Here is a 25,430-nt window from a genome sequence, read left to right as displayed (position 1 = left end):
AAAAATTAACCACTCATTTTTTCACTTAAATCCATCCAAAACTTCCCGTACCTTTGTATTGTGAAAATTGAGATACGCAGTGCTTTGAAAAAGAAAACCTTATTTATAACCCCGCCGTTTACCCAGCTGAATACTCCCTATCCGGCCACAGCTTACCTGAAAGGATTTTTAAATACCCTGGGAAGAGAATCACATCAGGCAGATTTAGGGATTGACGTCATTCTGGCACTTTTTTCTTCAAAAGGGCTGCGTCAGTTATTTGCCTTACTTGAAGATTCTGACACGGAATTAACCGATAACAGTTTCCGGATTTATTCTCTCCGGAATGAATATATCACGACCATTGATCCTGTAATTCGTTTTCTTAAAAATAGAAATCCTACGCTGGCTCACAGCATTTGTGATCGAAGTTATTTACCGGAGGCGAGTCGTTTTCAGCAACTTGAAGATATGGACTGGGCTTTCGGGACGATGGGAATTCATGATAAAGCGAGGCATTTGGCCACTCTATATCTGGAAGATCTTGGCGATTTAATTCAGGAAGCAATTGATCCGCATTTTGGTTTTAGCCGTTATGCAGAGCGTCTTGGCCGTTCAGCTTCACATTTTGACGAGATGTGTGAGGCGCTTGAAATGCCAAATACACTGCTGACCAACATGCTGGTGAATTTGCTGGAAGAAAAAATTCAAAGTTATAAGCCTGATATTGTTTGTATTACCGTTCCGTTTCCTGGAAATCTTTACGGCGGAATGAAGTGCGGACAGTATATCAAAAAAAATCACCCAGAGATTTCTGTTGTCATGGGCGGAGGTTTTGCTAATACCGAATTACGCTCGTTAAAAGAACCTCGTGTTTTTGACTATATAGATTTTGTTTGTCTGGACGATGGTGAAGCCCCGCTTTTATCATTACTCGAATATCTGGACGGTAATCGTGAAAGAGAAAAATTAAAACGTGTTTATGCCCGGACAGACGGCAAAGTAATTTATTACAACGGAGCCAAGGAACGTGATGTACCGCAGCGGGATACCGGAACGCCGGATTATAGCGATTTGCCGTTGAATGATTATTTGTCGGTCATTGAAATTGTCAATCCAATGCACCGGTTATGGAGCGATGGACGCTGGAATAAGCTGACTTTGGCGCATGGCTGTTATTGGGGAAAATGCTCATTTTGCGATATTTCACTGGATTATATCAAACGATATGAACCGATGACGGCTGCACTTCTCTGCGACCGGATTGAGGAAATTATAGAGCAAACCCAGCAAAACGGTTTCCATTTTGTTGACGAAGCAGCACCGCCAGCGTTGTTGCGGGATCTGGCTTTGGAAATCATCCGCCGTAAATTAACCGTGGTTTGGTGGACAAATATTCGTTTCGAAAAAAACTTCACACATGACCTTTGCCTGTTGCTAAAAGCTTCGGGATGCATCGCCATTTCCGGCGGGTTGGAAGTTGCATCGGATCGCCTTTTGGAACGAATGAAAAAAGGAGTAACCGTAGCTCAGGTTGCCAGAGTGGCTGACGCTTTTACCCAGGCTGGCATTATGGTTCACGCCTATTTGATGTATGGTTTTCCAACGCAAACGGCGCAGGAAACAATTGACTCTTTGGAAATGGTACGTCAGTTATTTCATCAGGGAATTATACAGTCGGGTTTTTGGCACCGTTTTGCTATGACGGCACATAGTCCTGTTGGACTTCATCCGGAAGAATTTGATGTCATGCGAATTGGCCCCGAAATAGGAGGATTTGCAAATAACGATTTAGAGCATGATGATCCGTCGGGTGCAAATCATGACTTGTTTGGGGAAGGTTTACGGAAATCGTTATTTAACTATATGCACGGTGTTTGTTTCGATTTTCCTTTGTCAAAATGGTTTAATTTTAAAATTCCTTCGCCGTCTATTTCGCCAAAATATATTGAAAAAAGCATCAGCCAGTTTCCAGACGCAATTCCACGAACCAATGCGATGGTTGTCTGGATGGGAAGTTTGCCCTCACTTTCTGTTTTTGAAGAGAAAAAAGGGAAAGCTATTGTCCAAATAGCTGAATTGGTTTTTTATAACAAAAAACAGGAATGGGCTTTGGAAACCAGCGTTCCGGTGGGCGAATGGCTGACAGAATTAATGCCTGAATTACTTATCGGGAAAGACGAACCGTTTCCTTTGGATAAATTGAAAAACAATTTTGAATCACAAGGATTAGGTGAATTCGAAACCTTTATGCGCTCAAAAGTCTGGAAAGAGTTGAAAAGCGGAGGATTATTGGTTGTATAAATTCAACCGCAATGAATGCCAGTTTCCATCGCGTCTATTGCGAAACCCATAGTGTCCATTGCGGTCAAACAATTCAGTTTAAAACCACAAACTTTTCCAAAGCATCATCAAAAGAACTAAAAACCGCCGGATAACCGACCGCGAGACTTCCGATTTTATCATCTAATCCTAATGCAATAGCCGGACGAATGGTTGCCATTTCAATAGCTTCCTGAACAGAAATCCCAACTTCAAGAACGGCATTTCTTACCGCATCCGCCAAAGAAATAGTAGCTCCCGCCAGATTTCCTTCCGAATTATTATATTGACCGTTTTGCAGATAAGCGTCAAATTCACCCCACTTAAATTCTGTTACTTTTTCTCCAACAAAAAGTGCATCAGAAATAAGGAACAATTTGTCTTTTTTTGCCTTATAAGCAATTCTCGCGGCTGCATAATCGCAATGAACACCGTCAATAATGATTGGCGCATAAACGGAATCATTATCAAATGTAGCTCCCACCAGCCCAGGTTGACGATGACCAAACGCCGACATCGCATTATATAAATGTGTTACCAGTTTAATTCCCTGATCAAATACCCGGCTGGCTTCCTGATACGTTGCATTGGAATGCCCGGCAGAAACGGTGATTCCGGATGCCAAAAGCATATCAATTTGCTCAGGTGTAAACATTTCGGGCGCTATCGTAATCAGCTTAATCACGTCTTTTCCATGACTGATAATGGCTTCAAGCTCATTATCAGAAGGTTTTCTTACATATTCCGTAAGATGGGCTCCACGTTTTATCGGATTTAAAAAAGGACCTTCAAGATGCATTCCGAGAACACCAGATCCTGGGTTATTCCGGATATAACTTCGGGTAGCTTCAATTCCTTTCAGGATATTTTCAAGGGAGGAAGTGATCAGTGTTGGTAAAACATAGGCCGTTCCCAATGCTTTGCTGGCCTGATAAATATCATCGATCGTTTCTTCATCTGCTTTTTCAGTGAAATGAAAACGTTCACCTCCATTAATGTGGGCATCAAAAAGACCTGCGCAAATATTTTGAACTTTCAGTGCACCTTCAACAAATCCGGAAGCTGTTAAGGAAGAGATAACCCCGTTTTCAACAGAAATCAGTTGGCCGGTCAAAACGGAATTGCCGGTATAAACTTTCTCTGCAAATATCTGGTAAGAAGACATAAGTTAAAGACGTTTTTATAAGGTTTAGGAATGATGACGAAATTTGGATAATCGTCATTTGATAATAATGTCAAATTTAGTTAAAAGACCTGCTAAATCGGAAGAAAGAAATTTTGCTTTTTTGACATTATTTATTGCGGGATCAATCGTGAAATTCTGGCTGGTAGTAAAATCTACACCGCTAAGATTGGTATAAGAAAAGACTGAACCCATTAAATCGCAATTCACAAATTTGGATTTAGAAAGATCAGCCTGAGTGAAATCTGCACCGTTAATTTTACAATTGACAAAGGCGCTTTTGTTCAGTTTTTTATTGTCAAAATTGGTATAATCTAAAAGGCATTTTTCAAAACGAACCGAAAAACCGAAGTCTTTCGTATCTGAAAAATTAACACCGATCAGCTTACAGTCAACAAATTCAACATCATACAACTTGCAGTTTGTGATCACCGCATTACTCATATTACACCCAATAAAAGAGCAGTCGGTGAAATCAGTACCCGAAATATTGGAAAATATACAGTTTGTAAATTCATACTGTTCGAAATTTTGCAGCGGAAGATCCTGAACTGTGAAATCGATATTACTGATTGACTCGACGTTTCTTTTATTAAACATTAAACTTCAAAAATAGGGTTACTATAAATATTTACTGATAATACTTTGCAGTTGGTTAGCCTGTACAACACCAGACTGGCGCCACATTACTTTGCCATGTTTGAAAACAATCAGCGTAGGCACGCCTTGTATTTTATATGCTTTTGCGGCGGATGGATTTTTGTCTACATCCACTTTCACGATCGTCGCTTTGTCACCCAAACCCGCTTTTAGTTCTTCCAGAATAGGTTTCATCATTTTACAAGGTCCACACCATTCCGCTGAAAAGTCGACAAGAACCGGTTTGTTGCTGTTAATTAAATCCGAAAATGCTGACATGATTTACATTGGATAGTACACAATGATAACCAATCTGAGAGCCGAATGGTTTACTTATTAACATGAACTTATACAGATTTTGAAATAATAATCCGATGAGCGGATTTATAAGTCAAGTTTCGATTTTAGGAATTTTCCAAATCGTTTTTCTATCAGGTCGTAGGTGAAATGTGAATAAATGAGTGTAAGTGAGATGGAAGTAATTAATGAAAATGCAATCATAGGTTCTGTTGGCACAGCTTTAAAAATCCTGAAAATACAGATATTAACAAAGATGAGAACGATCGCGTGATTGAGATAAATTGAATAGGAGATTTTACCCAGATATTGAAACGGCGCGCTCGAAAGCAATCGTGTGACAATGCCGGTTGAACTAGCGAAAATGATAATACCAATGGAGAACAGAACCGGAAAAATAAGTCTTATCAGATTCCATTCATAGTGATGGGTTGCATACATAGCAGACACAAGCAATATCAGAAATGGAATTTCCAGATAAGTCAGTTCTAAAGTTCTGTTTTTTAAAAATGTAAAAGTGAAAATCCCCATACAGAAACATAACAGACCACGGACAAAGCCGTAATCGTATACCAGCATATAGTCATTTTTTGCAACGATAAATCCAACGCATGTAAGGCTCAAAAGAATGAAAACCAGATATTTTTTTGATGGGATAAACAATAATACCAAACCAAAAACAACGTAAGATATCATCTCGGAAGATATGGACCAGGCAGGATAATTAATTCCCATCCAGTCGCCGAGAATGGGGGTGGAACCCATGAAGGTAAGTGTGTCAAGTCCTGACCGTAAATAATAGGACAGCCGCATATCAGTCATATTTTTCAATGCGCTGTGATCCCCGACCAGATTAGCAATGATGAAAATTACTTCTGTATAAAACAAAAGCGGATAAAGGCGGACAAACCTTTTTTTGAGAAAAGTAGCGATATCTTCACCGGTGTGAATTTTTTCGATATAATTCATCGCAATAACAAATCCACTCAATACAAAAAAGAAATCAACGAAAAGGCTGGAATTAATTACGAAGAAATTGTTATAGAAAATGGAATCTCTGAACGCATTATGATGATGGGCAATGACCAGAATGGAAAAAATTCCTCTCAGTCCATCCAGCTGTTCTACTCTGTTTCTCATTGATAAATGCAATGTCATGAACCTTAATATTTAATACATCAAGGTTATGTCAAATGGATAATTAGGAACTGGCAGCAGCTAATCTGCCGCTTGCTGGTTGACGTGATAATTTGTAAAAATAATCAATACCCAGAAAGCGGATCATCACAGCATAAGGAAACCAGTAAGCAATATCGTAAGGCCGTCCACCGGAAATTAACAGTACGATCAGTGAAATAAAGAAATAGGCAAGGAAAGTGGAAAGCGGAGTAGTGTTTCTTTTGATTTCCTGAATGGAATAAATGAAAAGAAAAAAGTTAAATCCATTAAAGAAAAGAAATCCCAATATTCCGTGATTTACCAAAGCTTCAAGTATCGGAACATCAAGGAACCCACTCTTATAGCCTCGTCCCAGAAATACATCCCATGAATAAAGCGTGTCGAGAAATGTTCCGAAACCACTCACACGACCCATAGCCGAGGCGTCAATATCAGCCGTATCAGATAATTTCACCCCGAAAGATGTAAATATTACATCCATTATGCGGCCCTCAAACATGTCCCAATAATTGAGAAGATTATCCATCACCCCACCATATTGGCTGAGAAAGTAGCTTATTCCAACAAGAACAAGTCCAACAAGCATTATATTTTTAAAGCTGAAAAAGCTGCCAATGGCTGAGAATATTTTAGTGACTTTGAAATTATAAAAAACATATAAACCCAACATCAGCCCCACACCAAGATAACTTGATTTTGCAAGCGAAAGTACAATTACAGCCAGGCTGAATAATATTGAAAAGTAGAGAAACAATTTGGCGAAAATACTTTTATACTGGGGAATAAGAACCATTGCAGTTAACAGGCAAATAATGCCATTTCTGGCTGTTATATGCGGATTCCCGCCAGCCTGGGCGCCTTCATTTGAGAAACTTACCGCTGCCCGCATACCTAATGTCCAACTTGGATCCGTCATCAGCGAATACACCAGCGTCAGATTGGAAAATAGGGAAAAGATGAAAAGAACAGGTACAAGCGCATCTTTTACATCACTGGGGATACTCAGCAACAATAGCAGAAAAGCAAAAATATAGGCATAATTACCAATATCGGTAATACCCATTCCCGTGGAGTTAAAGAAAAGAAAATAGTATACCGATAACAGTAAAAAACCTACTCCTAAATTAAACAGAACCGGATTGGGATTATAAAATCTAAGAAAAAGATTCGTTGGGACCATCAAAAGAAGTGCAAAGGCAAAGAAAACAGCTGTAAAGGTGCTGCTTGCCGGCCCGATTCCCAGTGTATCACGGAAAAAGAATATAAGAGGAAATCCATTGAAGAGCATTGCTATGCCAACGGAATACCTCAAATAGTTGAAGTTCTTTAATAAATTGCTTAGACTCAAATTCATCTTGATAGCCTGAAACGTATGTATTTGAAATCAAATCGAAAAGTAAAATAGGCTATTTTTCTAACCTTACACCAAAGATACCGGATTTTGTTCAGAGCCGGGAATGTTAACGCAGAATTGTACAATTTTTGTATTCTCAAATGCTCTTCGGAGCCAACGGATGCAATAGTAGATGACTTCGCATCGGCATGCACGCGAAGCGCTCCACCCAGTCCTTCAACTTTCCTGATCCGCGTTGAATCATGCATCGTATAGCGGGTGATAAATTCATAATCAAATGCAAAACGATAGGATTCATCAAACTTCCCGAATTTTTCAACCAGTGATTTTTTGAAAAACAATGACTGGTTGTGAATCTGCATTCCTTCCAAAATTTGACAGGTTAAACTGTAAGACGTTGTTTTCAATATTTCCGTCACTTCGTCGTCGGTGGTGATCATGAACAAATCTCCGTATAAAATATCAGTGGACTGTTCCAATGCTGCTTTACCAAAACGTTCAAATGTTCCTGCAAAATATACATCGTCAGAATTTTGAAAACTTATCCATTCACCGGTTGCTCTTTCAAGTGCCTTGTTAATGGCGTGAACCTGTCCACGATCTTTTTCGGAAACCCAGTAGGTCAGGTAAGATTCGTATTTTTTTATAACCTCAACGCTTTTATCAGTGGAGCCGCCGTCAATAATAATGTATTCCAGATTGGGATAATTTTGATTTAAAACGCTCAAAATGGTACGTTCCAGGAAATCTGCCTGGTTGTAAGACGGCGTGATGATGGTAAGTTTTGGGAAACGCGCAGTTTCTTCGGCACTGAAAGTTTTTACCTTCAATGCAGCTATGAAATCACGGAGTTCGGTTGTACTTTCCTGAAGAGGCTTCATACTTTTTATTCTGTTTATTGATCTTAAAACTGATCAATGAATTTTGTGATGGCTTTTAGTTTGCCGGTTAAATTTTTCCGAAGTAATCTTTGATCACTTATTTTCGCAATCCTGCCGTAACCCGGCTCATTATCCGGTAATCCTTTTTCAAAAGTCTTAACGGTTTCTGAATATTCTTTGAATAGTTTTTTGAATACCGGACTTTGATCGGTCAGCATGGTGTGGTCGGACCAAACCGGATCAAAATGCATCATTCCTGCAAAATCAGCCGAAATAAGTTTTTCATTTTCAACTGAAAAGCTTCCATTTTTCTCAGTCAAAGTTTTATTCAAAATACTGTGTAAGCCGTAATGCCATCCGGGATGACTGATTTTTATCGTTTTTTCAACCCAGACCGGCGCGTAATTGAGCCAGAGCTGATCCATACACATACCATTACAAAGATCAAATTTTGCTCGGTCGATCGTGCGATGCGCCCACCAGTCAAGCATTTTGATTGTAACTGGATTAGGTTTTAAAGCCCAGCTTCCGGCATGAAACATGCCGATATTCAAAATTCTTTTATCATCAAGATCTTTTGAAGCGGCAAGTGGTTTTGTAATATTTGGTGTTAAAAATAAATCAGCAGCAGGATCACTAATTTCCTGCATCGAGTTATAAAGTATGGTCGTTGGTGACAAAAAGGTCAGTGAACTGCAATCAGGATTTGTTTTTAAAATTCCTTTTGCAAACCATGGACGCGAAGCTGCTACCAGTTCAAAGTCATAATACCGCGCGCACATTTCTCCCCACTCCTGAATTCCAAGCTTTTCTACTGATATTGTTTTTAAGTTTTTTGGCAGGTTTGATAGCGGTGTTGTATCCGCCCAGCCTATGTAAAATAAATGATCCGGGTGATGGCGCAACACTGAAACACCCAAAGCCAAGGCGTTAGGTAACTGAGTGTTGTTGCAAACGGTAAAAACTATATTCATTATGGTGTGCTTTCTTCTATTTATAAAAAGGAAGATGATCAATATTTTTGGCATTAACGCCGGTTATTCCGGTTGGCCAAGCATCTCGATTATCCGGAAATAACGCTGATTTATTTTCAATATTTTGAGAAAAGCGCGTTTGGACTATCTCAGTTGGTTTTCTCAAATAGGGCCAGAGCCGGTTAGCTTCCAGTTCCCAGAATAAAGAATCCTTATTGTCAAAATCGTTCTGCTCTCTGTAAAGATGCGATTCTTTTTTCTTTGCGGATAAAGTACTGATCATCCGTTGTACATGACAAAGTTTTAATCCGTCATTATTAAAGCCATTTCCTAACGCTTTTTTTTGTTCGTCATTAAGACCTAGAACTTTTGAAAAGTCATTTACCTGTCCGTTTTTAAAAACAGAATTATCCAAAACCGGATTTGCATGAAGATAATCATAACCTTGTTTGCACCAGTAATGAATTTCGTCTTTTACAATCCAGCTGTTTAATTCATGGATCAGAACAAAATCGCTCCATGTAAACCGGTTATAAAAATCTTCCATCAGGAAGAGATTTGCCAGGGTTTGTCTGTTTTCAAAATATTTTGGCCTGAAAGTTAAAATTTCCAGACTGTCATGGTTTGTTTCAATTCCGGATAAATCGGCTCCTTCATAGGAAAATAAAATGACCGGATATCTTTTCAGTGCTTCGAGACTGTGTCTTAAAATTAATTCTTCCAGAACCGTAAGTTCAGGATTTAATATCGGGATCAGAATAGATACTAGTTCTTTCATTACATGGTATCAAGCTGATCTTTTAAATAATTAAATGGCCTTTTTAGAAGTTTTCTAACACGCTGATATCTGAATACTTTCGGTGGTTTTATATAAGCGCAAGGAAATTTACGGTAGTAAGCATTTCCGTTTTTTATCAGACTTTCTCTGTAAATATCAAATAGCGGACCTGCATCCGGTCGCTCTGAAAGTTGGAACCGATTCTGGTATTTTGATAACACAGCAGGTTTTTCAGGATCATAACCACTGTAATGGAAAAAGATCAGCGGATTATTTTCATTGACATAAAACACGTTTTCCTTTTGTGAAAATGTGCGTTCATGCAGGTTCCAGTAAGCCGCGTTATAACCTGGATTTCTTTCAAGATGTGTATCTGTGACAAAAACAGGAAGGAAATTCATCCAGTTCTGATCCACAAATAATCCGTTACAAAGATCGATCAAACACTCATAACGAAGCTTTTCTTCCCACCACTTGATAAATTCAGTATTCACTTCACTCCGTCTGAATGCCACAAAACCTAAATTGTAAATTCCGGTATTTAAATGATGCAATTCATTAGGTGTCAATCGGTCTTCAATGGGTGTATTGATATGTGGCGTTAAAACCGCTTCATGATTTTTTAACGAATTCAACAGTCCCGTTAATGGCTGATAAACAATAATATCAGGATCAAAATAAATCACATTTTGAGCCTTAGGATATTGTTTGAAAAAATAAGTAAAGTAAAAGGGTTTAACAGCAGTGTTAAGCTCTGTAATATTATAACGGGCCGCCATTTCATCAAATCCCTCAATCCCGATTTTATCAATCTCAACCATCGGGTATTTCGGCTGATAAGAATCTTCGAATGCTACGCCTTCCTGATTGTCAACCAGGCCAATCACAAAAATAATTTCCGGATTCGTGCTGGCAAGTGAGTCCCCTAATGTACGGGCCTGTGCAAGGTAATTTATTGAACAAATTGTAAAAGCAATGGTCATTGATTGTGTTTTTCAGAGACCTGCAAAGGTAAGTACTTTTGAATAATGGTTTCAATTTTTGAAACGCTCTTGTCGGTGTTATGGCGTTCCAATACCTTTTCACGTCCTTTACGACCCATAGTTTCCCTCATGTTGGGATCCAGGACCAATTTTATAATCGCTTCCGAAGCGGCAGAAATATCCATGTAAGGAACTACAAATCCGGCATCAGACTCTATTAATTCCGGTGCCCCGCCCGCACCTTCGAAACATACCACAGGTGTTTCATTTAAAGCGGCTTCCAACACAACAAGCGGATATGGATCTTCACGAGAACTTAACATCAGTACATCAAAACGACTGATATAATCCAGAGCCTGTGGCGTAGGAGGTATCAGAATAATACGCTCTTCCAGGGCCATCAGGTGAATGTCACTTTTTATCAATTCATAAATTTCATGCTGCGGACCAGCGCCAACCCAGACAAAATAAACAGGCAAAGGGCTGGTTTTCTGGATAACGCGGCGTGCTATCCAGTTGAAAATGTCATTTCCTTTTCTCCATTCTGCATTTCCGCAACCACCTATGATAACAGCATCTTGTGGAATATTATATGTTTTTTCTAACAGATTACGCTGCGCTTTTTTCAGGATCTCATCAATATGATCGTGATCAATCAATGTAAATGTGCTGACCTGTTCCGCTGGAAACCCGTAATCCCGGACATAATGATTGGCAACGGCGTGGGATACTGCAATAAGATGATCAGCCTTTTTTAGTAAAAATTTAAGGTGACTTTCGAAAGTATATATTTTGACCGACATGCCTAATTCATGAACGAATAAGACTACCGGCAGATGATGCAAAAATTTTAAAGATTCGCAGTAGACCTCTGCGTTGGCGATGGAATTGACAAAAATCAATCCAATATTCTGACTTTCGAGTTCCGCGACAACGCGTTCACGGTTTTTTTGTTCACTGTGTTGTTCGTATAATTTATGCAGTCTTATCTTTCTCAGTATTTTATCTGACAAAGGTTTTGATATAATATCATCCTTATTGAATAACCGCGTTATGGTCACTACCTCTGCAAATTCCTCTTCCAGCTCACCGCCGTTGCATAGCAGCAAATGCATTGGAACTCGTCGCTCTTTGAGCAAACGCAATAGCTGAAGCAGTAATAACTGACTTCCCGCGCGGTTTGCATCGTGGCTTATAAATAGTATTTTATTCTGGGTCATTCGGTAATAAGTTGATATCTCAAATTTCAGATCTCAAAGTCGCATTGGAGGGTTGCTTAGTATGCTTCAAAACTCTTTTTCCCAGGTACTTTTTTTGCCGGATTCCCAATATAAATCCCCCATTCTTCTGTATCTTTTGTAATAGCAGACGCCATTCCAACCAGGGTTCCCTGAGCAATGGTCATATAATCTCTGATTGTACTGTTCACACCAAAAAATGAATAGGATTCTATCACACAGTGGCCCGACATGACCACATGCGAGGTAAAGAAAACGTGATCTTTGATTAGGCCATGATGGCCGATATGATTTCCACTCCACATGACAACGTTATTCCCAACAGTTGTAAAAGGCTGAATGGTATTATCTTCCAGGATGAAGCAGTTGTCACCAATTACTTTTCTGTCCAGAATTGTGGCGTGCGAACTGATGTATGATATAAACTGATATCCTTTGGCTTTCACCTGATGATAAACCGCTTCCCGGTTCCTGTTCATATTCCGTCCGGTCATCGGCGCGAAAAATGAATACTCAGCCGGTGGGAAAATCGTTTCCACATCCTCGAAAGCAACGAGAGGCAGGCCACGAAATGATTCTTCCTGTATATATTCCCGATTTACTGAAAAAGCTACTACTTCATGTTCCGAGTCGTGTTCAAGATAATAATGCGCCAATTCCGCTGTATCCAGAACTCCAAAAATAATAACCTTTGCCATTCTTATATAAGTTCGAATTCTTTAAGAAGTTCACCGATACTTTCGGCATCGTTAAACATTAGTATGTCTATAATGGATAGCCAAGGTACGAAAGCATTTTTAAATTGAGGATAGGCACTGGCAGTACTTTTGATAAAATTCAGCTTAATATCCTCTTTTTCAAATTTATTTTTTTCGTACAGTTCCATTCCGCCAATCGGGTTGATGTAGTGGTTGGCTTTTTCCTGTTTGCAAATATCCAGTATCCGATGCTGGGCCTTTAGATCTGTGTTTTTATAAATGGATGAGGACGGAACAATTTCTGTCGTTATTTCCATATATGCACAGACTTTCTGTAAAGCATGTAATGTAAATTCTGATATCGTTTCTGCTCCGAAATTTACGATTTCTTCAATCATAAGAAAAACCTTTTGATAATTGGGCGCTTTCTGATAGGATTGCTGAACAGTCTTAAGAAACTTTTTTTTCCATGGATCATTAATAGCCAGCTCAACTTCGTTGATTAGCTTATTCTGGCTGGCATCTTTTAGCGGAATAGTAAAAAGGTGTGCCTGACCAGAAACCAGAATGTTGTTTCTGTTGATCCAGCCCTTGTTTATAAAATTCACATCGTCATATATTACAAACTTATCAACAGCATTAATCAGCTGAAAATACCCGATATATGGGAATATGTAAGGCTGCATGATGGCAATGGTCATGGAATTTTTTTTAATGGATAATAAAAAGTGTGCTGTGTTATGCTTTTATATCAATAAAATGATTCTCCGATTTACCGGAAAAACATATTTAACGGTGCGAATTATTTCAGCTTTCTGAGGTAATAGTCCTCTCCTTTAACAGCCAAACCACGGTATTTTGCTGAAATCGTGTCACTTCCCAATCTTAAATCGGTCGGCAATGCTTTTATTCTGCTGGTATCATTCACGACACTTCTGTCATAAAACAGATAATCCGCGTCCTTTGGAATAGTCTGTAAGCCTTTTTCAAACGGATTTATTGAAATTAACCTGCGGCTTAATTTTGCTCCATACAGAGGATATTCAAAGTCATCATTGATCGTAGCAAGTGCCACAACGGCATCCTGAGGAACAATGGAGTCGTAAGTTTCATAAGCCTTTGTAATATCCGGACGCGCAAAGGTCTGGTATTTGATACGATCCATTTTCAAAGCGGATCCCGCCCCATAAGCGGGAAATGGAAGGCACCGGATATTCAGATAAACGGCCATAATCGCGGATGTACATGCCAATAAAACGACCATTAATACATAACCTTTCCAGATTCTGCGTCTTGGTTTTATAATAGACAAGCGATGATTTGAAAATAAAAGAAGCAGAAATAAAACACCGAATAAGCCAGGTTCTATAAAATATCTTCCCTTAAACGGATCATAAACGGCAGAATAGGATATGGCGATAAAATCAAGAACGAAAGCCAGTGCAAGAAACCAGTGAACTCTGGATGAGAATATTCTTAAAAAAACCAAGAGCAACAAAGGCAGAATTAAAGCAAAGCCAAAAACGCCCCAATACGGATTTGCATTATAATTATCAAAATGTCTTTGGAATGAAAATGGAACAATTGCATAGGTCGTTTCTTCATCCAGACGCAAGTGCATTTTATCTTCCAAAACAACAATCGGTTTCCGGATTTGGGTATTCAAATCATATCCCCATTGCGCATTCCGTATTCCATCCAGATTGAAAAATTCGTAACTGTAACGAAAAACATTTCGCGTACCTTGTTTTAAGAGATTTCGCACCGTTCCAAAGCGTTCAACAGACTGGTGTTTCAATGCAGTAGGAGGCCCGATAGGATGTCCGAAAACCTGGATATTTTTCACATAACCCGTAGGTAAAGTATAAATTAAAACTGCCAGAAATATGGCAATTGCCAATTTTATAAACCTGTCAAAAAAGACTTTTAGGTTTGGTGAAATGAAAACAGCATAAATCATTATCACAAAAACAGACGGGAGAAGGAATGCAAAGGTGATTTTATGCCCAAATACAATACCAAATGCCATACCCGCGAGATACAGATATCTATTATCCCGGGTATTGTAAAATGTAAAAATGAAATAAAGCAGACAGCTCAGATAGGCTGTTAAAACAATATCGGTTTCTGTTGTTACGGCCTGCATCAGGAAATTCAGGAACATGCTGTAAGCCAATGCACAGAAAAAACTTGCAGAAAGATTTCTGCCAATTCTTTGCGCTATCCCGAAAATAGAAATAAGCGTTATCCAGAAAGATAAGTGATGAATCAGTTTGAAAGCATTTTCAACTTTTCCCGTAATCAGGTAGGAATATATCTGGATCGCGGTAACACTTTTCGGATAAGTATCCATATTCCAGTTCGTACCTCCGAAATGTTCCATTGTTCCGCGCTGAATGTAACGAACTGCCCGGTTCAAATGCCCGGTCATGCTATCCCACTCATTTGGAACAGTAAAAAGTACGAGTATCAGATTTGTGATTCCGATGATGGCAAGCGTACCGAACATCATCACAAAAATAAATTTCAGATATGGTGATAACTCTCTGGCCCACAATTTAAAAGTACTAAGCCGGTTGCTGATTATGGCACGTACAGAAAATACCGGTTTATTTGGAAGAAGCTTTGTCCAAAGTGCAAAATGCAGACCAATTGTAATGAAATTACCTGCAATCCATGCAGGAACGTTTGCTGTAAGATTCAATGCTGAAAGCACAAACCCGGTTGGGATTATGCTTCCGACAAAAAGAATAAATGATGTGATAAGCCATTCGGTCAGCGATGGTTGGGCTATTTTCTTTGAAGTATAACCAACACTATATATAAACAGAAAAAAAGAAAGCAGATAAAGAATAGCCATGAGACTATGGAGATATGTGATCGTTGATAATTTTACTGATTCGCTCTACGTCCGGAAGAGGCAGGCCGACATAAAGCGGCAAACTTAGCACTCTTTCGGACATATCCTCCGAAACCGGGCAAGGTATATTTTTTGGCATAAAAGCCAAAGTATTCAGCGATGGGTAAAAGTATCTTCTTGGTATTATATCTTCGGCTGCCAGAGCCGCCTGTACTTTTCTCAGGATTTTTTCTGATGGGAAAACAACAGGGTAGTAAGCATAATTGTATTCAATATCAGGACTGATTTTTGGTTTTGACAAAATATCCCAGTTAAGGAAACTGTCGTACCAGTCAAAGATTTCTTTTCTGGCAGCGATGATATCCGGAACATTTGGCAGATTACACAAACCCATGGCTGCATGGAATTCTGAATTTTTGCCGTTTATTCCCGCAAAATAATATTCTTCATCTCCCTTGTGGCCAAAAGCACGAAGCAGGTGTAACTCCTTATCAAGTTCAGGATGATTTGAAATTAAAGCTCCACCTTCAATGGTATGAAAAACCTTGGTAGCGTGGAAGCTGCATGTGCTTAGATCACCGTAAGAAAAAAGTGAACGGCCTTTATAAGTTACGCCAAAAGCATGTGCTCCGTCGTAAATTACTTTCAGATTGTGTTTTTTGGCAATGGCTTCGATTTTTTCAACATCACATGGATTTCCATATACATGCGTTGCCAGGATGGCCGAAGTTTCGGGTGTGATCGAAGCTTCGATTAAATCCGCATTGATGTTGAAAGTTTCCGGGTCAATGTCCACAAATACAGGTGAACAGTTTTCCCAAAGAATAACATTGGAAGTGGCGCAATAGGAAAAAGGTGTGGTGATCACTTCTCCTTTTATTTCCAAAGCTTTCATGGCAATTTGAAGCACAATGGTGCCGTTACCACAAAAATAGAGATAATCTACGTTGAGATATTCTTTCAGTTTGGCTTCAAGTTCCTGAACCAACGGACCATTGTTGGTCAGGTATCCACGGTCCCAAATTTCACGAACGTATTTAATGTACTGCTCCTGATCCGGTAAATATGCCTTAGTGACGTTAATCATTCACTATATGTTCAGTTTGACGAATAGAAAAATTAAGATTCGGGCGGATGTACCCAGGCCATTTGCCATACCAGGTTACGTTTTCACGGTAATCTTCTATGTCAAAAATCAGCGCTTCTTCCATGTTGTAAAGTACAGTACTTGTATCTTTTACTATCATCATGGAAACTACATAAGAACCGTCATTCAAAAAGTGACCAGGAATTTCGCAGGTACCTGTAACAAGTCCTTTGCCAAATTGCTGTGATGTTGTTCCTACGTTAAATATGCATTCGCCGGTAAAGGTGTAAAGGTGCATACTTAAATTCAGATTAGCACCTTCCTCCATATTCCAAAATTCAAATTGGAAATTCATTGGCGTGCGCACATCAATATGCATCAGGTTGTCCTGGTACTCGGCAAGAAGGCGGAAACTTTTTATGCGCACCTGATCATTACCCGGAGCATCATTAACATCATCCCAATGACGTTCCAATGTTTTGTGTGATACTTTGCTTAGGTAGTTTGTAACAATATGCGTTGTCTCGCCCTGATCAATCAGTTTTCCTTTTTCGAAGTAGAAAGACTTGTTACAAAGTGCCTGTATGGCAGTAAGGTTATGACTTACAAATAAAAGTGTTCTGCCGCTTTCAGAAACGTCGCGCATTTTACCAAGACATTTTTTCTGAAATTCGGTATCACCAACGGCAAGCACTTCATCAACGATCAATATTTCCGGATTTAAATGTGCGGCGATTGCAAATCCAAGTCGCACGTACATTCCGGAAGAATAACGTTTTACAGGAGTATCGAGAAATTTTTCAACACCTGCAAAATCAACGATTGCATCAAAAGATTGTCTGATTTCACTTTTTGCCATTCCAAGAATAGCACCGTTCAGATAAATATTTTCGCGGCCCGTAAGTTCAGGATGAAAACCTGTTCCTACTTCGAGTAAACTTGCAACGCGGCCATCAATGGTGATTTGTCCGGTACTGGGCTCTGTAATACGGCTAAGGATTTTCAGGAGCGTAGATTTTCCGGCTCCGTTATGCCCAACAATTCCAATCCGGTCACCCTGATCGATTGTGAAGTTGACGTCTTTTAATGCCCAGAATTCTTCTTTTTCATCAAAATGAGACTGACTTTTCTTTTTGGATGAAAACATTTTGTCAAACGATTCGCTGAAAATGTCACGAAAGGTTGACGGACCACTGCTTTTTTGCTTGTGGTCAATAATATATTTTTTGCTGATATTTTCAGCTGTGATTACAGACATGGCCAAAAGTAACAGGTTCTAAATATGATCAACGAAGGTATTTTCCTTTTTACGGAAGTAAATTAAGGATAATATCAGAATAACAACCGAGATTATTGCCGTGGAGTACACACTATTCGGATTAAAATAAGCTTTGTCTCCTAATAAGCACCATTTAAAACCATCAATAATCCCAACCATTGGGTTTAAATTATAATATTTCTCGTACCAGGTACCCTGTGCAAGCCTGCTGCTGTACGCAATAGGACAAATATAAAAGCCAACCTGAACGATAAATGGAATTAATTGTCCGATATCTCTGAAACGCACATTTAAAACGGCAAAGAAAAGGCCGAAACCCATTGAAGTAATAAAGGCCAATAACAAAAATGCGGGCAGATAAACAATATTCCAGCTAAGCGGGTGGTGAAAAAATACCGTTAGAATAAGGAAAATTCCGAGTGATATCAGAAAATCGACAAACCCAACGGCCACCGAACTAAGCGGCATCAGCAGCCTTGGAAAATATACTTTGGAAACAAGGTTGGAATTAATAAGTATACTGCTGCTAATCTGGGAAAATGTATTGGCAAAAAAAGTCCAGATTGTAATTCCGCATAATACCATTAATGGATAAGGTATTCCTACATCACCTTTTAATTTTGCCACATAACTAAAAACAAAGACCATAACCGTCATTGTCATGATGGGGCGTAAAACGCTCCATGCCACTCCTAAAAGTGTTTGTTTATAGCGAACTGATATATCTCTTTTGGAGAGAATTAATAGCAATTGTTTATTTCTCCATAAATCCTTCCAGTAATCTTTTTCTGATCCTCCGGCTTTAATCGTAGTCGTATGCTGCATTATTTATGCTTTAGGCAATGGTGTGGTGTCTTCTATAATGGCGGTGTAAACGCTTTTTACGTATACATAAATCAGTGCGAGCATCAGGCCAACCAATGCCCCGATTTTTGCTCTTCTTTTGCTTTCCGATTTAAGGTCCAAAGGCACTTTTACATCTTCAATCATTGTGAAAAGTGGTGCTTCACGAACAAGAGATACACGCATTTTTTCTGCATTCCCCATAGCTTCGTAATAAAGCTGCTGTAAGAAACTTGTGTTTCTTTCCAGTTTGTTTACAGAAATTTTCGCCTCGGGAACAATCAGCTGCGTGCTATAATCCAATTCTTTTGCCAGTTTATGTTCGGTTTTGCCCAGCATAATAGCAAGTGAATCCGCACGTCTTTGAAGCAATGTTAATGTATTACGTGATTTCTTTGTCTGTTTTTCTGTATAAACTTCCTCTACTGTTTTCAAAAGCGTTTTTGCCCATAAAGCTGCCAAAGTCTCATTTTGGATCGTTGCCGTAAGTGCAATAAATGATGACTTCCGCTCCAAAGTTGCAATATCGGTAAGTGATTTTAATTTTATAACCAGCTCATTCAATACAACCCGGGCGTCCATGCTAATAGAATCCGGATTCGTTTGCGTAAACCGGAAATTATGAAGTGTCTCGCGGTCTTTCCATTCATCCTCCTTAATTCCGCTGGAATCAATCACAAAGTTTGCCAAAATCATAGGTTTTCCGTGCACAACTACATTTTTCAGCAATGCTCTTTCGATAACCGGGCGTGATTCTACAAAATAGAAAAAGTTTTCTCCTGTAAAAATATTGGCATCTGTTGCAGAACTCATTCCAAAAAGCCCGGCAAGGTTTCCCATATCATTGCCCTGGGTACTGCCGCCCATATTAAATACAATAGTTGCCTCATAAGAATTTGGTTTGATAAGATACACATCCATAGCATATCCTATTCCAAAACCCAGCGCAATGAGTAACAAAAATGCTTTCCAGCTTTTTAGTAACGCATTTTTTGCTGCAACAACCTTTAATATAACTTCCCTCGGTGAAATTTGTTCCTCAGAAACTTGATTAGTCATATTCGACATTCTATTGTGATTTACTTTAAAGTACGGAAGGCGAGAATAGTTACAATTAAGGTCATCACAGAACTCAACACGCCAATCGTTGTTTGGATGGCCTGCTGTGGAGTTAATGAAGGTGCTCCTCGCGAAGGCACAAAGATTTCAGATCCTGGCTGAACTTTCGGATAAACATTGAAGAACATGAATTTTCTTGTTCTGTCTACTGATCCGTTTGGATATTTGATATAAGAGCTTTTACGTAATGATCTCGTTGTAAAACCTCCTGAATGAGAAATGTAATCAGCAAATGATAAGCCTTTTCCGAATTTTACTGTTGTTGGATAAAGAACTTCTCCTGTAACCTGTACCGTTTCAAGTCTTTTTGGAATACGGATAATATCACCTTCCTGAACAACGAGATCCTCGAAAGAACCAGGATTTTTCAGAATGACACCCAATTTAATTCCAATAGACTCCTCTTTAACACCTGGAAGGGATGCCGCAGCTTTACCTTTTTTGATACTTTGCTGACTTGCTTCTTCCTGCTCATAATCGGTAGCCTGACTTACATTCTGTACGAAAGTTCTTCTTAACAAAGTAGCACCTTCTGGGAATGCCAGCTCAGTTAATCCGCCTGATCTTTTAATGATATCGCTTATTTTATCGTTTTTATTGATGATCGTGTAAGAACCGGGAACAAGTATCTCACCTTCAAGGAAAACAGACTGCTGTTCAACATAGTTAGGCGATTTTCTTACAATAACCTGATCAAAAGGAAGAAGGATGAAATTGGTTTCTTTGTTTCCGATGGAAAGGTCACGGTTCACATTGAATTTAAAAGTTTCTGCAATCTGAGCGTTGGCTGCTCCGGGAATGCTGTTTCTTTTTCTTCTGATCACTTCCACTTCGGTAGTGAAAGCAGATTCTCTGAAACCTCCAGCTTTTACAAGAACATCTTCAAGAGTCATGTTGGCAACATATGGATATTTACCATCATTCTCACCAAATTTCGGATTGTTAACTTCCCCTTCAACCGTTACAATGGCAGACTGTGCCATGTCAAATTTAGATGGGATTACAACCTGATCAAGACGTGTAAGTACCAGATCCGGAACAGTTCCATTCAAAACATCGCCAAGGTTCAGCTGAATACTTTCAATGGTTAAATCGGGTCTTGTTCTTAAAACCGATATTCGTCCTGTGAAAGCATCTTCTCTTAAACCCTGTGCATTATCTATCAAAGTTTTCAAGGTTCCGCTATTGTCAAGAGAATAATCTCCGCTACGCATCACGGCACCTTCAATGGTAACAATATTTTCTACACGGTCGAGAACTGTTTCCACATCAATTAAATCGCCGGTTACAACATCCGCAGTTGCGAACTGATCCTGTGGTACATCAACAATTTTTCTTTCTTTGGCAGTAATACGTTCAATTTTAACGCGTGCCTGGTAAGCCTGGTCTGTAAAACCACCGGCATATTTAATTACATCTGCCAGTTTCTCTTCCGGCTTCAATTCATAAATACCAGGTCTTTTCATTTCACCCGTAACCTCAACTCTCTTTTTGTAAAAGCCAACAACAATATTGTCATTGTCCTGGACACGAATATCTCCGTCGATTTTTCCATTTACCAGATAATCATAAATGTCCATGTGTGAAATCACTTTTCCTGCACGTACCACACGAACATCACGGAAAGACCCGATTTCGTTTGGTCCACCAGCCTGATAAAGCGCGTTGAAAGCAGAAGCCAGAGAAGTTATTTCATAAGTTCCGGGATTGATAACTTCACCCGTCACAAACACTTTTACGTTTCGTATCTCGCCAAGCGTTACCATTAATTTGGTTTTCGCAGTCTCACCGTTTTCACCAATAAGGCCTGGTGTAAACTTGGAAAATTTATCAATTAATATCTTTCTTACTTCTTCAATGGTCCGTCCGCTTACATAAATATTACCAAGACGTAAAATGGTAATAAAACCATCCCTGCTCACTATTGTTTTATAGGTAGCTTCTGCGTAGTTATAAAGGTAAACGTTTAAGTTATCGCCTGGTCCAACTACGTAATTCGTTGGTGTTGCAATTTGCAAATCAGGAATCGGGTCGAACTTTTTATCGGCGAAAATAGAGTAACCGTAAATTTTTTCACGCAAGGCAAGTTTTTCCTGCTCTGCCGGAGACAAAGTTCCGGTAGTTGAAGTATTAATTTTGCTTTGATCCGTGGCTGCATCCTTTGGAGCATTTGGATCTGTATTGGCTGCCGCTTTACCTTTTTCGGTAGATTTGGGATCAGTAGCTTTTGGTGTATTTGATTGCTGATTTGAATTTCCTGGCTGGTTTCCCTGTTGTGATCCCTGAGGAGTATTACCAGATGGCTGGCCACTTTGAGTATTTCCTGCTCCTGTTGATGTCGGTGCACTGGTTGGTGCTGAAGGAGCGACAACTTGTGCTAAAGCAGGTAAGGAAATAATCAGGCTTAATAGATAAGGTAATAGAAATTTACAGTTTTTAGCCAACTTGAATGTGTTCATATGAAGTTTATTGTACTATGAAATGCAACCGGTTCAATAATAATATATAATTGTGCTGTTATTTTTGCACTTAAATTAACGTTAAATTCGACTTTGGATTTCTCTACTTAAGACAAAGTAAATTAGATTTTTCTTATTTTTAAAGAATTTCTAGTATTCGGTTTGAAACTAGCACACTAGCAAAGGTACAATAGGGTAACGATAAATGACCCAAATTATTAAAATACAACATTAAAATCATAAATATCCAAACTAGAGTATTCGTAGATTATGGAAAATACTGTCAGCATACAATACGACGAGGATAGCATTAAGTCACTTGATTGGAAAGAGCACATCCGCCTTCGGCCGGGGATGTACATCGGGAAGTTGGGTGATGGTTCCTCTATTGATGATGGTATATATGTTCTTGTAAAGGAAATTGTAGATAATTCCATCGATGAGCATATGATGGGAAACGGAAAGACCATCGAGATAAAAATTTCTGAACATCGCGTGGAAGTGCGGGATTATGGCAGAGGTATTCCGTTAGGGAAAGTGGTGGATTGCGTTTCTAAAATTAATACGGGTGGTAAATACGATTCGGGTGCTTTTCAAAAATCGGTTGGGTTGAACGGGGTAGGTACCAAAGCGGTAAATGCACTTTCCAATTATTTCAAAGTTCAGTCGTTTCGGGAGGGGAAATCCAAAAATGCTGAATTTCAGCAAGGGGTTTTACTAAAAGAATCCAAGGAAGAAACTACAACGCAGCGTAACGGAACGCATATTGCTTTTGAACCAGACGGCCTGATATTTAAAAATTTCAGATACATTCCGCAATATCTGGATAACATGATCTGGAATTACTGTTATCTGAATGCCGGACTGACAGTTAATTTTAACGGGCAGAAATATATTTCTCAAAATGGTTTGCTTGACCTTCTTGTTAGCAAATCAGATGCTGAGGCAATCCGCTATCCGATCATTCATTTGAAAGGTGAAGATATTGATTTTGCCATGACGCATGGAAATCAGTATGGTGAAGAATATTATTCTTTTGTCAACGGTCAATACACCACCCAGGGTGGAACACATTTGGCTGCTTTTCGCGAAGCAGTGGTAAAGGCGGTTCGTGAACATTTTGGGAAAGATTACGCGCCGGAAGATATTCGTTCGTCCATTATAGCGGCGGTTGCGATCAGAGTGCAGGAGCCGGTTTTTGAATCCCAGACAAAAACAAAACTTGGATCCAATACTATTACGCCGGATCCGAACAGTACTACGATCAGGACATTTGTCAATGATTTTGTTAAGGAGAGACTTGACAATTATCTGCACATGAATCCTGAATCTAGGGACGCGTTGAAAAAGCGTATTGAGCAGTCGGAAAGGGAACGCAAAGAATTGGCAGGAATTAAAAAACTGGCAAATGACCGTGCAAAAAAAGCAAATTTACATAATAAGAAACTCCGTGATTGCAGAATGCATTTAACGGATCTGAAAAGTGATTTACGCCACGAAAGTACGCTGTTTATAACAGAAGGTGATTCTGCAAGTGGTTCTATTACCAAATCCAGAAATATCCAGACACAGGCTGTTTTTAGTTTACGTGGAAAACCGTTAAACTGTTTTGGACTGAATAAAAAAATCGTCTACGAGAATGAAGAATTCAACCTTCTTCAGCACGCGCTGGATATTGAAAACGGGGTGGAAAATTTACGCTTTAACCGTATCGTAATTGCCACCGATGCTGATGTTGACGGTATGCACATCCGCTTGCTGTTAATGACTTTTTTCCTGCAATTTTTTCCTGATCTGGTTCGAAATGGGCACCTTTACGTGCTGGAAACTCCGTTGTTCCGCGTCCGTAATAAAAAGGAAACATTTTACTGCTACAACGACGACGAAAAAAAGGCTGCTATTGCCAAATTGGGTAGTAAACCGGAGATCACGCGTTTTAAAGGTTTAGGAGAAATTTCACCTGAAGAATTTGGTAAGTTTATCGGAGAAGATATGCATCTGGAACCTATCATTCTTCAAAAGGAAACTTCGATTCAAAAGTTGCTAACCTATTATATGGGTAAAAATACTCCGGAACGTCAACGATTTATTATTGATAATCTGAAAATTGAAAATAATATTGAAGAGCTGGCTATTGTGAGTTAAACCTGCTCTGACTATGATAATAATACTGTTTAATAAATTAGATTATTTGTGGATTTACAACAATTAAGAGAACGGATTGATACACTGGACGACCAGCTTCTGAATATTCTGAACGAAAGGATGGAACTGGTGAAAAGTGTCGGAGATTTAAAACGCTCTTCAAAGTCAATGATTTATCGTCCGGAACGTGAAAAACAGATTCTGGACCGTCTTGAAAAGAGAAATACTGGACTTCTGACACGTTCGGCCATTGATGCAATCTTTTTTGAGATCTTTGCCGTTTCCCGAAATCTTGAATTGCCGGAAAGAATTTCTTACCTGGGACCAGAAGGAAGTTTCACACACCAGGCAGCTGAAAGCCGTTTTGGTGGCATGAGCGAATATCTTGTGTTACCAACGATACATTCGGTTTTTGAAAGTGTGGAAACAGGCCGGGCCAAATTTGGTGTAGTTCCAATTGAAAATAATCAGGAAGGAATTGTTGTTGAAACAGCAGATTTTTTAAGAGAAAAAGGACTTACCATCGTTGCCGAAGTTTTATTGCAGGTTCATTTTACTTTTGCAACGCAGTCAGATTCTTTGAAAGATATCAAACGTATCTATTCAAAAGATATAGCATTCCGACAATGTGGAAAATTTCTGAGTGAATATCTGGAAGGAATGGGTGTTGAGCTTATTCCTGTTGAGTCAACTTCCAAGGCGGCAAGATTAGCCGCTACAGAGCCAGATTCCGCGGCGATTTGTTCATCAATTTCTGCACACATTTTCGGTGTGCCTATTTTGTTTGATAATATAGAAGACAGCGATCAAAACCGAACACGCTTTTTGATTCTTTCAAAAGATGTATTGAATGACAAGAGCGGAGATGATAAAACGACGATTATCGCAAATCTTCCAAATACAAACCGCCCGGGTGTTTTGTATGAATTTTTGAAAGATTTTAATGACAGGGGAATCAACCTTACAAAGATCGAAAGTCGTCCGCTCCGGGGAGAATCTGTTTTCCGTAACTGGTTTCTGGTAGAATTTTTAGGTCACGTGAATGATCCGGGGGTTCAGGAAATCATGCACAAATACGGTACGCACCTGAAATGGCTGGGCAGTTATGTAAGAGTTTCTGATTTGTAATATAA

The 25,430-nt window shown here is 39.2% G+C and carries 21 protein-coding genes; 3 read left to right on the top strand and 18 right to left on the bottom strand.

What is annotated here, in order from left to right; all coding sequences use genetic code 11:
* Nucleotides 1–84 precede the first annotated feature (84 nt).
* Nucleotides 85–2,283 carry a B12-binding domain-containing radical SAM protein gene (locus FDK13_RS05035; protein WP_137339281.1) on the top strand — a complete coding sequence of 733 codons (2,199 nt, stop codon included), beginning with the start codon at nucleotides 85–87 and terminating at the stop codon, nucleotides 2,281–2,283.
* 73 nt (nucleotides 2,284–2,356) lie between these two features.
* Here FDK13_RS05035 and nagA read toward each other — a convergent pair whose 3' ends face one another.
* From nagA to FDK13_RS04945, 18 genes are all read right to left on the bottom strand, one after another.
* Nucleotides 2,357–3,466, bottom strand: coding sequence for an N-acetylglucosamine-6-phosphate deacetylase (gene nagA / locus FDK13_RS05030; protein ID WP_137338899.1), 1,110 nt, complete (start codon nucleotides 3,464–3,466; stop codon nucleotides 2,357–2,359).
* A 54-nt stretch (nucleotides 3,467–3,520) separates the two neighbouring features.
* On the bottom strand, nucleotides 3,521–4,084 hold the full coding sequence (locus tag FDK13_RS05025; RefSeq protein ID WP_137338898.1) for a pentapeptide repeat-containing protein: 564 nt from the start codon (nucleotides 4,082–4,084) through the stop codon (nucleotides 3,521–3,523).
* Between the two features lie 21 nt (nucleotides 4,085–4,105).
* Nucleotides 4,106–4,402 (bottom strand): thioredoxin, encoded by a 297-nt coding sequence (trxA, locus tag FDK13_RS05020; protein WP_137338897.1) that lies wholly within the window; start codon nucleotides 4,400–4,402, stop codon nucleotides 4,106–4,108.
* A 105-nt stretch (nucleotides 4,403–4,507) separates the two neighbouring features.
* Nucleotides 4,508–5,560, bottom strand: coding sequence for an acyltransferase family protein (locus FDK13_RS05015; protein WP_137338896.1), 1,053 nt, complete (start codon nucleotides 5,558–5,560; stop codon nucleotides 4,508–4,510).
* 61 nt (nucleotides 5,561–5,621) lie between these two features.
* Nucleotides 5,622–6,911 carry a hypothetical protein gene (locus FDK13_RS05010; protein WP_137338895.1) on the bottom strand — a complete coding sequence of 430 codons (1,290 nt, stop codon included), beginning with the start codon at nucleotides 6,909–6,911 and terminating at the stop codon, nucleotides 5,622–5,624.
* Between the two features lie 38 nt (nucleotides 6,912–6,949).
* Nucleotides 6,950–7,834, bottom strand: coding sequence for a glycosyltransferase family 2 protein (locus tag FDK13_RS05005; protein ID WP_137338894.1), 885 nt, complete (start codon nucleotides 7,832–7,834; stop codon nucleotides 6,950–6,952).
* A gap of 23 nt (nucleotides 7,835–7,857) precedes the next feature.
* Complete coding sequence (locus FDK13_RS05000; RefSeq protein WP_137338893.1) at nucleotides 7,858–8,808, bottom strand: glycosyltransferase family protein; 951 nt, start codon at nucleotides 8,806–8,808, stop codon at nucleotides 7,858–7,860.
* Nucleotides 8,809–8,824: 16 nt separating this feature from the next.
* Entirely contained in the window at nucleotides 8,825–9,586 is a 762-nt protein-coding gene (locus tag FDK13_RS04995) for a DUF5672 family protein (protein WP_137338892.1), read from the bottom strand.
* Complete coding sequence (locus FDK13_RS04990) at nucleotides 9,586–10,569, bottom strand: glycosyl transferase (RefSeq protein ID WP_137338891.1); 984 nt, start codon at nucleotides 10,567–10,569, stop codon at nucleotides 9,586–9,588. Before FDK13_RS04990 ends, FDK13_RS04995 begins: the two co-directional genes overlap by 1 nt.
* Nucleotides 10,566–11,789: a glycosyltransferase family 4 protein gene (locus FDK13_RS04985; protein ID WP_137338890.1), complete on the bottom strand. Its 1,224-nt coding sequence runs from the start codon at nucleotides 11,787–11,789 to the stop codon at nucleotides 10,566–10,568. The genes FDK13_RS04990 and FDK13_RS04985 overlap by 4 nt, the downstream gene beginning before the upstream one ends.
* Nucleotides 11,790–11,845: 56 nt before the next feature.
* Nucleotides 11,846–12,505 (bottom strand): acetyltransferase, encoded by a 660-nt coding sequence (locus FDK13_RS04980; protein ID WP_137338889.1) that lies wholly within the window; start codon nucleotides 12,503–12,505, stop codon nucleotides 11,846–11,848.
* Between the two features lie 2 nt (nucleotides 12,506–12,507).
* Nucleotides 12,508–13,206: a WbqC family protein gene (locus FDK13_RS04975; RefSeq protein ID WP_137338888.1), complete on the bottom strand. Its 699-nt coding sequence runs from the start codon at nucleotides 13,204–13,206 to the stop codon at nucleotides 12,508–12,510.
* 101 nt (nucleotides 13,207–13,307) lie between these two features.
* Nucleotides 13,308–15,365, bottom strand: a complete 2,058-nt coding sequence (locus tag FDK13_RS04970) for an ArnT family glycosyltransferase (RefSeq protein ID WP_137338887.1) — start codon at nucleotides 15,363–15,365, stop codon at nucleotides 13,308–13,310.
* A 4-nt stretch (nucleotides 15,366–15,369) separates the two neighbouring features.
* Nucleotides 15,370–16,452: a DegT/DnrJ/EryC1/StrS family aminotransferase gene (locus FDK13_RS04965; RefSeq protein ID WP_137338886.1), complete on the bottom strand. Its 1,083-nt coding sequence runs from the start codon at nucleotides 16,450–16,452 to the stop codon at nucleotides 15,370–15,372.
* Complete coding sequence (locus FDK13_RS04960; protein WP_137338885.1) at nucleotides 16,445–17,710, bottom strand: ABC transporter ATP-binding protein; 1,266 nt, start codon at nucleotides 17,708–17,710, stop codon at nucleotides 16,445–16,447. Before FDK13_RS04960 ends, FDK13_RS04965 begins: the two co-directional genes overlap by 8 nt.
* An 18-nt stretch (nucleotides 17,711–17,728) precedes the next feature.
* Entirely contained in the window at nucleotides 17,729–18,556 is an 828-nt protein-coding gene (locus FDK13_RS04955) for an ABC transporter permease (RefSeq protein WP_137338884.1), read from the bottom strand.
* A gap of 3 nt (nucleotides 18,557–18,559) precedes the next feature.
* Nucleotides 18,560–19,633, bottom strand: a complete 1,074-nt coding sequence (locus FDK13_RS04950) for a hypothetical protein (RefSeq protein ID WP_229215908.1) — start codon at nucleotides 19,631–19,633, stop codon at nucleotides 18,560–18,562.
* Nucleotides 19,634–19,653: 20 nt separating this feature from the next.
* On the bottom strand, nucleotides 19,654–22,152 hold the full coding sequence (locus FDK13_RS04945; protein ID WP_137338882.1) for an SLBB domain-containing protein: 2,499 nt from the start codon (nucleotides 22,150–22,152) through the stop codon (nucleotides 19,654–19,656).
* Nucleotides 22,153–22,422: 270 nt separating this feature from the next.
* Between FDK13_RS04945 and FDK13_RS04940 the strand changes: the two genes are divergently transcribed.
* Both FDK13_RS04940 and pheA read left to right on the top strand, forming a co-directional pair.
* On the top strand, nucleotides 22,423–24,297 hold the full coding sequence (locus tag FDK13_RS04940) for a DNA topoisomerase IV subunit B (protein ID WP_137338881.1): 1,875 nt from the start codon (nucleotides 22,423–22,425) through the stop codon (nucleotides 24,295–24,297).
* Between the two features lie 48 nt (nucleotides 24,298–24,345).
* Complete coding sequence (pheA, locus tag FDK13_RS04935) at nucleotides 24,346–25,425, top strand: prephenate dehydratase (RefSeq protein ID WP_137338880.1); 1,080 nt, start codon at nucleotides 24,346–24,348, stop codon at nucleotides 25,423–25,425.
* The last annotated feature ends 5 nt before the right edge of the window (nucleotides 25,426–25,430 follow it).

Origin of the sequence: Dyadobacter frigoris, assembly GCF_005280585.1 — a bacterium.
Classification (GTDB): domain Bacteria; phylum Bacteroidota; class Bacteroidia; order Cytophagales; family Spirosomataceae; genus Dyadobacter; species Dyadobacter frigoris.
Note: the sequence above shows the minus strand (reverse complement) of the source record. Positions and strands in the feature narration are given on the sequence as shown.